This window comes from Pantoea sp. Morm, from assembly GCF_016643525.1.
GTDB lineage: Bacteria > Pseudomonadota > Gammaproteobacteria > Enterobacterales > Enterobacteriaceae > Pantoea > Pantoea dispersa.
Map to the genome: position 1 here is coordinate 1 of NZ_VOQX01000124.1, position 10,504 is coordinate 10,504.

The following is a 10,504-nucleotide window of genomic DNA, read 5'->3' on the forward strand; positions in this document are numbered from 1 at the left end:
TCTGCGCGGGTTCTGGCAACATAATTGCCAGCCTTTCTGCTGTTACGTCACACGGGTTTCTGATGGTCAAAACCGCACTGAAATTTCGCCTGCATCGCACGGTGATCGTTCTTATCTCGCTGGCGCTGTTAGTGGTGCTGATGCAGGGCGCGTCATGGTTTAGTCTTGGCCATCAGATGGCCCGTTCCGAACAGGTCGAGGAGCTGGCGCACACGCTGACGCGCCAGGTGGCGTTCAGCCTGAAACCGCTGATGGACAACAGCGACGATAACCGCACGCAGATTGAAGCCATCCTGAATCAGATGACGGATAACAGCCGTGTGCTGGACGCTTCGGTCTATGCCGACGACGGCAGCCTGGTGGCCCACAGCGGTGAGAGCATTAACGTGCGCGACCGCCTGGCGCTCGACGGTAAACGTGCCGGTAGCTATTTCAATCATCAGATTGTCCAGCCGCTGGAAGGGAAAGAGGGGCCGCAGGGTTTTCTGCGTATTACGCTGGATACGCATGTGCTGGTAACGGAATCGCGACAGGTGGATAACACCACTAATATTCTGCGCCTGATGATGCTGCTGGCGCTGGCGATCGGCATTATCCTGACCCGTACCCTGCTGCGCGACCGCCGCACCCGCTGGCAGCAATCCCCGTTCTTGCTGACGGCCAGCAGAACGGTGAAAGAGGATAAAGAGGAAGAGACGGCGGCGGAGAGTGTGGAGCCGGAGAGGAAAGAGGGTTGAGTTCATTTGGGCAGTGCGGTCTGATGTAAGGGATTACGTTGCAGCACTGCTAACATTACTGTACGCAATTATCGATGAATATAGGTTACTGCCATATAACGAGCAGCTTCCTCCATACATCTCTCATACTTTCGCCTTGTATAGAGTAATCATTGAATTCTTCCGTGTAATCAATAAAAGTTTGGTGAATAGACCTAATAGGAACATTCTTTTCATGCATTGAATTTTCAATTATTTTATTTAACTTACACAGATAATGGGAATCCTTCACACTCCTCATAAAGTAATCATTGAGAAAGGCAAGGACTTCGCTGTAAGATTCATAGTTCATGATTAGTACTCAGGGGGATATCAAAAGCATCAAACTTTATAATGCGCTTATCTGCATATAATTGTTCGAAATCATGGTTTCCTAATTGCGGATATACTCAGTAAAACTTTTAGTGATTTATCTGGCTCGACTTCAAAGATTGTTGAATGCTTGAGCTGAGCAACCCCACATTAAAATAGTAGAACAGAATCAAATTTTTCTTTCATTCTATCATCACTTCAGGGCCTACCCTCAGGATTAATTGTATAAATTCCTTTTATTTATAACTTATCTCTTGTTGATTTCCTATATCACGGACGCTCCTTCCGTTTCAATTTGAGCCACTTTTTCGCAGCTTTTTTCTCCATAAGCATAACGCACGCTCACATCTGTTGTGTTATTACTGGTTTCTCCAACTAGATTCATGCCGAGTCAGGTAAATTTTATGTATTCCGGCTGAACTCAATTTTATACACACACTCAATCGACTAAGGTAAAAAACGGCAAAAATTGCTAAAAAACCTTCTGACTTTCATTAAAAACAGTTCCTTTAATCTATTTTACTTCCGTTTATCCAAAGCCCTTTTTTATAAGAGGAACGACCTCTCTTGATAAAAGCACACCCTATAATTTCATTTTTTAAGACTATGCAATCACCGGAATAAACATCATTTTTCAATGGATAAACCGTAGCCTTAATATCGCCCAAGCAAGAATTTATTTTCACAACCAAATCATTAAGCCCTAACACTTCCTCTCCATGTCCTTCATTTATATAGTTCCTTTTTTTATACTTAAGAAGTAATAAATTCAAATCCTCATCATATGGATTACCTATTATTAAGCTATCCGACATAAGTATACCGTTTAAATATCTTGTCCATTCCTCTCGTTTTTTAGGAAAAATGGATTTTAGGTAACTCAGATGCTTCATACAGTTAATCCTCATAAAACGGTGACGATCACGCCTTTTCGTGTACCCAATTGCAACATCTCAACTTCGCCCCAGTCGTTAATATGTGTCCATCCCCAAGACCATGAAGCTCCCTGAGGAGGCGCTCCGACAGGGACACTCAGCAGAACCCCTCCTGGTCCGTCTTTATTAGCATGACCTAAAGCCATTTCTTTATCAGGAGTCCATGATACAAATTGGCTTTCACCCGTCAATCCACCCTCTGCATGTTGTTCAGGTGACAAATCAGCATGAGGGTTTGCTGGTTTTACAATACCCTTTCTGGCATTTTCTAATTCAGGATGTTTTGCACTAACCCCTCGATATAATTTCTGACTTTCAGCATCTGAACATTTACTCAACCCAAGCGGATCTATCCATGTCATAGAGTTGGGTGCATAAACATACAGATTCAGCCCACCCGCCAGCCCTATCGGGTCCTGCTGCGTAAACCGCGCACTGTCCGGGTCGTAGTAACGAAACAGATTGTAGTGCAGTCCGGTTTCACGGTCCAGGTACTGGCCCTGCATACGCAGGTTCTGGTCGTAGCCGGGCAGTTGCTGATGAGTTTCGCGCAGCAGCTTGCCCCATGCGTTATTGATGCCTTCCCAGCTGATGCGGCCTTCGCTGTCTGTCAGGCGTTCCGGCATGCCGTTAGCGGCATTGTGGAACCAGAAAATCTCCGCGCCCTCATTGCCGTCAATACGCGCCAGCGGTTCATAGCTTTGTGCGTCGCTGTATACATAAGTCAGTGGCACTTCGTCGTGTATTTCCTGCAGCAGGCGAAAACCGTCCCAGACGAAGCGGGTGAGGGTCGCTGCTCCGGCTGGCTTGCCGTGCAGCAAACGCTGCACGCGCTTGCTGATGCGGCGCCCGAGCGGATCGTAGCGGAAACTCACCTGCACCTGAGGCTTGTTGCGATCGCGCGGTTCGCTGACGACTTCGATCAGGCGATGCTCGTCATCATAGCGGTAGCGCCAGCGCGTCTGACCGTCATCCTTTTCACTGGTGCGACCGTGCACGTCATAGCGCCAGCGGATGCCGTTCAGCTGCGTAACACGGTTGTGCGTTACCGCTGCTGCCGCGCTGCGGTCCAGCGGATTACCCGCGCCATCCCACTGCCACGTATCATTACCGGGCTGTGCACCTTCCTGCGCCAGCAGACGGCCCGCGCTGTCGTAGTGCCAGAGCGTCTGGCTGAAAGGATTGTCGTCGCGCTGTTCGCGAATCAGGTTGTTGCCGTAGTCGAAATCACGCCGGCGTGACCAGCGGCGCGGTGCCGGGCGCTGTGCCTCACCGTCGAATACATCGCGACGCACCAGCCGACCCAGCCGATCGTAATCGCTGCGCGTGGTCAGTCCGCCCTGGCTGCGGCTCAGTTCGCGGTGCAGCGTATCGCGCGTAAATTCGCTGACCGGCAGGTTATCCAGCGCGATGCTCAGCAGATGGCCACTGCCGTAATACAACTGTTTCAGCTGGCGGCCATCCGGCAATGTCAGCGCAGTGCAGTTGCCCAGCGCGTCATACTGCCACGCCAGGCTGCCCTGATCGCCCTGCTCCGCTATCACGCGACCAGCCTTGTCATACGCGAAGGTAATCGCCTGCTCGGCTTCACGGCTCCACTGGTTTTCCCCCAGAGGCAGATGTTGCGCCACGCTTGCCAGCTGGCCCGCCGCGGTATAGTCATAGCGCGTCTGGCCTTCCGGGGTGATGCGCGCCATGAGTTGCCCTGCCGGGCTGAAGGCGAAGCGGTGCGTAATGGCCTGCGGGTGACCGGCGGCGAAAGTGCGGGCAACTGCGCGTCCGGTGGCATCGTAGTCATAGCGTGTTGCCACACCGTCCAGCCCGATCTGCGCCAGCAGCAGCGAATCTGCGCCCCATTCGAAGTGGTAGCTTTCACCGTTCTGATTTTGCAGCGAGATTAAACGTCCACGGCTGTCCCAGCGGCGCTGCACCTCTTCGCCCTGCGCGTTTCGCGAGAGAGTCAGTCTGCCGGCCTGATCGTAAGCGAATTCGCTGCGTTTACCGTATGCCGAGGCATACGCCACTGGCAGACCACGTTCGCTCCACTCCAGACGTTCTTCCCAGCCTTCAGCACGTTCCATCTGCCGGGGCCGCCCGGCGGCATCATAGTAGTATCGCGTTTCTTCGCCATCGGCTGCTGTAACACAACTCAGCCAGCCCAGCGGATGATAACGGTAACGCGTAGTCTGGCCGGAGCAGTCCGTCTCGCGAATGACCTGCCCGGCATCGTTATACTCACGGCGATAGCGATTGCCCGCCGCATCAATCTCTTCTGTGATCAGCCCAAACTCATCGCGCAGATAACGCGTGCTGTGCCCGAGCGCATCGACCACCCGTTCCAGTCCGTGATGGATATCGTAGTAATAACGGATGGCAGCGCCGCCAGGCTGGGTGATGACGCTGGGCAGGGCACGATGCGTTAACCACTCTGTGGTCTGCGCGTTGCCATCGGCATCCTGCTCTTCAATGCGGTTGCCGAGCTCGTCGTAGGTAAAGTTCACCGCATGGCCGAGCGGGTCAATACGGCGCGTCAGCAGTTCATTGTCATCCCACTCGTAGCGCCATTGCTCGCCGCGCTCGTCGATGTAGCAGGTAATCAATCCCTGTGCATTCCAGTGATGCTCGCGCTGCTGTCCATCGTAGGTAGAAACGCGGGTAATACCTGCCGTGAGATCGTACTGCATACGGCAGCCATCGCCGCTGCTGGTGCGGTTTTCTATCACCCGCCAGTGATCAAACAGCTGCCAGCGATACTCGCTCTCCAGCCCGCCCGGCAGGCGGTGCCACACCATCAGGCCATCCACGTTATAACGGAAACGGCGCGTCTCAATGCCTGCCGCATCGGTGACGCTGGTCAGCTGGCCGTGATCATCAAAGCTCCAGCGCATCAGCGGCCAGTGCTGTTCACCGTCAAAGTGACTGGCAGCGGTAACGCGTTGCGGATGGCGTTCGTCGTTGTAGTGCAGCGTCACGTCAATCGCCAGCGGTTCATCATGGATGCGCACCAGCCGGCTCTGCTCATCCCAGCCCATCTCCAGCGCGTTGCCGTACTCGTCGCTCAGCGAGGCGAGACGCAAGAGCTGCGGATTTCTGGCGGTGGGTTTGTACAAGCGCCATACCGCGCCGTCATCGTCAGCGATTGCCACGTCACCGTGCGCATTGCGTCGCACCATCAGCCCTTCGCTGATACTGTAAAGCACCTCTTTTTCACCGGGCAAGGCAAAACGCAGTTCGCGGCCGTTGTCATCAAACCAGGTGGCCTGATTGCCTTCCAGCGTCAGATAGCTGTCGAACACCGTCGACCAGCCACGGCCAAACAGGCCGACGCGCTGCGTCAGACTGTTATAGCTGCGCTGCCAGCGCAGGGGAAAACGTCCCGGCAGCAAGAAATCACGCTCGGCATCATCATTCAGCACTTTCACGCCGGTAGCTGCATGTACCGGGTGCAGCGCGGAAAATATCGCGTTGATAGACATATCTGCCAGCATGCCGCCGCCCGCCATTGCCAGCGCACACGGCATATTTTTCAGGATCTGGCCGGGACGACCGCGGATCAGCGACAGGCCGATCATCGCCAGCGCCAGACCGGGCTGTTTGCCGCTTTTGATATCCCGCACCGTTAGCGTTTCACCGCCAATGATGACGTTGGCTGAAACATCATCGCTGATGGTCGCGCCACAGGTGGTGCGATCTTTAGCACGTGCCGCCGGCTGGCCGTTGATGAATACGCTTTTAGATCCTTCAGCGAGATACTGTGGCCCGCTGTGTTTCTCGCACGCAACTTTATCCTGTTCCAGCGGCGAGGTACCTGCGGCAGCAGAGGCAATCGTCGGCTGCCACATCGCCCCGGCGAACTGGTCGGCAACCGCCAGCAGCTTGCCGGCATAGTCGGCAAAAAATCCGGCCGACTGCGCTTCCGGTAACGGCGTATCGCCTGCCGTCAATTCGCCTGCCGCTCGAGCCGCCGCTAAGCCATTGATGATCACATTATCCGAACCGCTGGCAATGACACCCGCAGGCGACGGCGGAAACAGCATGTCGCCAATACCATCCGCAGCCGCGCTGATGTCGTCCGTGATGCCTGCCACATTCGCCACCGCACCCGCGATGATACCGCTCAGCAGACAGCTACTGCCTACCGCCGCCAGCGCACCCACGCCAACCAGCGGAGCGGCTACGGTAGCCACACCGGCAACAATCGCGCCCATCGCGGCGTAGACCGCACCTTCAGCGACGATACTGGTGATATCGGCGAAAATACTGGAATGAATGATGTCATCGCCCTGGCGGGCCGCGTGCTTATCCATAATTATCCCTTCCGTGGGGCGTTCAGCGTCAGGCTCTGTTTGAAGGCATGCCAGCGTGCCCCGTCTTCTTCATCAAAAGGCCGCATGGCTGAAAAAGTAAATATCATCAACACATTGGTTTCAGGCACGTTTACTGCCAGCTGACGTTGCCACAGTGCCTGCCCGTTGCGATCAAAAGCCGTTTCCACTTCGATGGCGCGCAATGTGTTGTCGGCTCCCGCCAGCACGCGTGTAAATTCGCTCTGCTCTACATGGCCCATCTGGCTGAGCAACGTATCCCACTGACGGTGAAACTCCTGCTCAAAATCGCTGCCTTCGGCGATTGGCCCACGGCTGACGATCAGCGCCAGCCCGGTGGCCTCATCGCGCAGAATATTCATGCTGGTATCCTGCCAGCCAGCCGGAAACAGGGCGAACGCGCCCTCGTTGAATTGGTAGTGCATGTTGGATATCCGTTAGAGGAATAAATGAGGATGGATCTATGTGGAATCACTTTAGCGAAACGAAATTAATTAAGCCGATCCATCGCCAGTAGATACTTTTATTTGCATATTAGCCAGTTATCGATAATGACACATTACGCATCATTAAAAACCATCATAATATGACTTATGCGATGTTCTTCAATCTGAAATAAGAGACGTTTTCCATCAGCCTCGTAATAAATCCAGTATTGATCATCACTGTCATCTACAGCGCCTTTGCCATAACGACGCTGCAGAGCGCTTTCGCTGTCACCAACTGAAACACTTCTGTACGTTTTGATTCCCGGAGAATTAAGGGTGATTTGCGCTATGATATAGCTATCACTGTCGCGATGCTCTTTTCCCCAGTTTAAATTGGAAGAATAAATATCAAAACCTGGATAGTTATACTGATAATAATGATAATTTCCGTCGTCTGAAGGTCTGTCACCAGCATAGCTTTCAGCAATCGGCACTCCGGCGTGCTGCTTTGTCAGATTATCCCATTCGTCTCCCAGTGAGACACGATAATGATTGATTTCCACACTGAAGTCGGAGGCTGAAAGAGGTTTACTGGTACAGTTTGCTTCTAAGTTACCTGCAGAATCCCCCGCAGGGTCGCTATTGAAACGCTTTGCCCAGGCAGCAATATCAGGCTGCGGATTTTTCTCAGTATTATCATTACATCGATAACTTATTTTGCCCGTTTTAGCATCTGTCCATGCAGCATAGATCCTGCCATCAGGTTGTATTACAAAGGCTGAAGCCTGTTCCAGATAGAGATCTCTTAACCAGCCTTCCACAAACAATCCGCCTGCTGATGTAAGGTGCGGTTCACCATACACATCAAAGTTTTGACTGAAGGTATCGTAATCAGGGCCCAAAATGCTCTTTAGCTTCAGCAGTACATCTTTGTTGCTAAAAACGGATGAAACTTTATCAAGGCTATTATAATCAGACATCACTACGTCTGCTCTGGCTGACAACATGCCAAAAACCATAACTGCCACAACACTAAATAAAGATAATTTATTACGCATCAACTTACCCGACAAGCCAACTTTTTAAAACTCAAATCGATCATCAACCCGGATAATACAGCTGTATATAAAAATCTAAAAATCATTTATTAACCTGGCAAGATACAATTTACGCAATACGCTCCTGGACATTTTCATTCCCACTTTCCATCCTGTGATAGCAATACCTTTTTGTCTCTTGATACCGTCAGCGTTAACGGCTCAAAATTAATGCCATACTCTATATTTCCATTATTGAAAATCATACCAACTGCTTTGGCTGCATCAGGGGAATCAATTGTGTGGCCGGTAAGTGAAATCTGGCTACCATCGCTATTTCTCATGCCATAATACTTTACATTTTTACAACTGGTATAAAAACCCCCACAGTTATTTACAAGAGTCACGGTGAATCCTGATGTCGAAAAAACCCTGCTTTTTAACATTGCATTTCTATTTGGCTCTATCTTTTTAAGAGAAAAATCTTTGGGAGCATAAAACTCACCATGGCTCGGCAGTACAATTAAATGCCAAAGCATGGCGTTATTATTTAATGTCAACTCAGCCTCTCCATTTTTACCACCAAAGACAGAGTCAAATTTCACATTAGCTTTATTATTCTTCACAACGCCATGTAAGTTATTCTCATCACCATCAGGGCAATCAATACGATTACCACTATTCTTAATGTAGCAGTAGCGCCCAACAACCTTACCATCAACTTGTCTGAGCTTGATATTTAACGTGGAATAATCGGAGCTATTTTCATTACCCGCAGTACCAGACCACTCACCGTTGAAATCTATCGCAGCCCATACAGGAGCCGCAAAAGAAAGCAATATCATTGAGAAAAAGCAGGCTTTTTTTGAAAAAATATATTTCTTAATCATATTCGGAAGCGACATTAATAGGGGCTCCAGCTAACCTTGGCTTCGAAATTCAATCTGTACGCTGATCTCCAACGCATAGAGAAGTTTATATTGCAGTAATTATCGGGGTTATTGTAGCTATATAAATCACCAAAAATAGAAAAACCTCTATGATGGCCAGCGCACTTTATCGTATGGACAATTGATTACATAACACTCCCCCCTGGCAGCCCAGGAGGTTGAGCAAAATAATTAATTGGGGTTGTTATAGTCAGGAGCCAAACCCTTGTGGGTTGCAAGCAATCTGTCTTTTTTAACCCAGCCCATGATTTGATCACCATCGTTAGTGAGGTACATGACCCGATAAAATCCATTCTGCTCAACATAGGCATAAAGATCATCATTTGGCACAACAAATGTCCCTTTTAATAAACACTTTTCATCAGGCGCTGAATAAAACTGCAAATGTCCTTTCCCTCCGACTTTGTACAGATTATCAGTATTATCAAACCGGTCCCCGTTAGAAATCCCTGACTTATCTAACTTTGCACAAAAATCATTAGCTGAAGCTGCCAGGGGCAAGGCAATCATCATCGCCATTAAAAACTTAATCATATCATCCCTCTACCTTTCATAATCCCGATAAGTTTTTTAGCATACTCCGGATCTGTTGCATAGCCTTTCTCTTGTAGCCCCTTCGCCCATTCAACAGGATCTGAAGATTTGAAAAGACTACTGTAACGTTTATTATCCATCAAAAACTGACCATGTTGTTCAATACTCTCTTCAACCGAGCCATAAGTTGCAAAGCTATCAACAATTTTGATTTTCTTACCGTTGACATACTCATGCGTTACGGTTTCCGCAGCATTTTTAGAACCAAATGATTTTATTCCAAAGATATTGTTACTACTTGTATTCGTTTTCTTATCAAATGGAACCAAATCTCCCCAGCTTGATTCAAGGATCGCCTGCGCCGTAGTGACTTCTGCCGGAACGCCCGTTTTCTTTTCACTGATCTTAGCTGCAGCATAGACCTTATCAAAAAAAGCTTGTTTATCTGCTGGTAACGGGCGTGCTTTGCGAGCGGGGTGATTTGCTACAGGTGCAGCGGTCGGCTTAGCGGTAGCAGAGACCGCAGCTTTCGGCGCAGCCGGAGCCGCCTGTCCTTTCTGTTTAGGGGGGAACAGGTTCTCCACCGCTTTACTGATATTCTGTTTGTGATCGGCACCAGGCGCACCGGTGCCGGGCTTTGCACCGTCAGTATTCAGGTTCAGCTTGCCGCCGGAAGTTGTAATGTGGCCATCGCCCTGCACGAAAATATTGAAGCCCTTACCGACAATATTAATGTGACCGTTAGCGTTGAGTTCAATAGCGCTTTCACCGCACTCCAGACGCAGTTTGGTGCCGGATCCCAGAACATAGGTATCAACTGCCGCGTCCAGCTTGCCTTGTCCGGTCAGGAGCTCCTCGCCGCCTTTGATACCGTGTACACGGTTGGTCTCAACGCGGTACAGCTCATTGCCGCCCGCATAATGGCTGTGGTTGTTGGCAACCGAATGGCTGGCATCGTTTTTAACGTGCGTATCCATGTTTTTCTGCGCCTGGATCCAAAGATGCTCCTCGCCCGCCTTGTCCTCGAAGCGCAGCGCGTTTGCCGTGTCCGCCGTGCCGTCCTTCGAACGGCTCAAAAACCCCATCTGCGTCGCCGCCGCCGGCAGCGCCCACGGCGGCATGCTCGCCTCGTTGTACACGCGACCGATGATCAGCGGCCGGTCCGGGTCGCCGTTGATGAAGTCCACCACCACCTCGTCGTTCACCC

At 50.7% G+C, this 10,504-nt stretch carries 8 protein-coding genes; 1 reads left to right on the forward strand and 7 read right to left on the reverse strand.

Features of this window, described 5'->3' with window-relative positions; all coding sequences use genetic code 11:
• The first annotated feature begins 62 nt into the window (after positions 1-62).
• Entirely contained in the window at positions 63-737 is a 675-nt protein-coding gene (locus tag FT726_RS24320) for a YtjB family periplasmic protein (protein ID WP_346303595.1), read from the forward strand.
• Positions 738-1,597: 860 nt separating this feature from the next.
• Here the strand turns inward: FT726_RS24320 and FT726_RS24325 are convergent.
• The 7 genes from FT726_RS24325 to FT726_RS24355 all read right to left on the reverse strand — a co-directional run.
• Positions 1,598-1,981: a hypothetical protein gene (locus FT726_RS24325; protein ID WP_346303588.1), complete on the reverse strand. Its 384-nt coding sequence runs from the start codon at positions 1,979-1,981 to the stop codon at positions 1,598-1,600.
• Positions 1,982-1,992: 11 nt separating this feature from the next.
• The gene (locus FT726_RS24330; protein ID WP_346303589.1) at positions 1,993-6,330 is read right to left on the reverse strand and encodes an RHS repeat-associated core domain-containing protein; all 4,338 of its coding nucleotides are present in this window, start codon (positions 6,328-6,330) and stop codon (positions 1,993-1,995) included.
• A 2-nt stretch (positions 6,331-6,332) separates the two neighbouring features.
• Entirely contained in the window at positions 6,333-6,773 is a 441-nt protein-coding gene (locus tag FT726_RS24335; protein WP_346303590.1) for a DcrB-related protein, read from the reverse strand.
• A 134-nt stretch (positions 6,774-6,907) separates the two neighbouring features.
• Positions 6,908-7,834 carry a hypothetical protein gene (locus FT726_RS24340; RefSeq protein WP_346303591.1) on the reverse strand — a complete coding sequence of 309 codons (927 nt, stop codon included), beginning with the start codon at positions 7,832-7,834 and terminating at the stop codon, positions 6,908-6,910.
• 134 nt (positions 7,835-7,968) lie between these two features.
• Complete coding sequence (locus FT726_RS24345) at positions 7,969-8,718, reverse strand: hypothetical protein (RefSeq protein WP_346303592.1); 750 nt, start codon at positions 8,716-8,718, stop codon at positions 7,969-7,971.
• 216 nt (positions 8,719-8,934) lie between these two features.
• Positions 8,935-9,297, reverse strand: coding sequence for a hypothetical protein (locus tag FT726_RS24350; protein ID WP_346303593.1), 363 nt, complete (start codon positions 9,295-9,297; stop codon positions 8,935-8,937).
• Positions 9,294-10,504, reverse strand: a 1,211-nt coding sequence (locus FT726_RS24355; protein WP_346303594.1) for a glucosaminidase domain-containing protein, incomplete at its 5' end; no start/stop codon positions are given. The genes FT726_RS24350 and FT726_RS24355, both read right to left, overlap by 4 nt.